At 59.1% G+C, this 296-nt stretch carries 1 pseudogene; it reads left to right on the forward strand.

The window, feature by feature from the left end:
• Positions 1 to 296, forward strand: a pseudogene (locus CWB98_RS24115) (hypothetical protein); the annotation flags it as partial.

Raw genomic sequence — 296 nt, forward strand, 5'->3', positions numbered from 1 at the left:
GCAGGCGGAAGCGCCGGACGATCTGGATGGGTTGCTTGAAGAAGAGCCTGAGGCCGAACCTGCAGAGGATATGCTGGCGGAAGCGCCGGACGATCTGGATGGGTTGTTAGAAGAAGAGCCTGAGGCCGAACCTGCAGAGGATATGCAGGCGGAAGCGCCGGACGATCTGGATGGGTTGCTAGAAGAAGAGCCTGAGGCCGAACCCGCAGAGGCTATGCTGGCGGAAATGCCGGACGATCTCGATAGTTTGCTTGAAGAAGAGCCTGAGGCAGAACCTGCAGAAGACATGCTGGCGG

It is taken from the genome of Pseudoalteromonas rubra (assembly GCF_005887115.1).
Taxonomy (GTDB): Bacteria; Pseudomonadota; Gammaproteobacteria; order Enterobacterales; family Alteromonadaceae; genus Pseudoalteromonas; species Pseudoalteromonas rubra_F.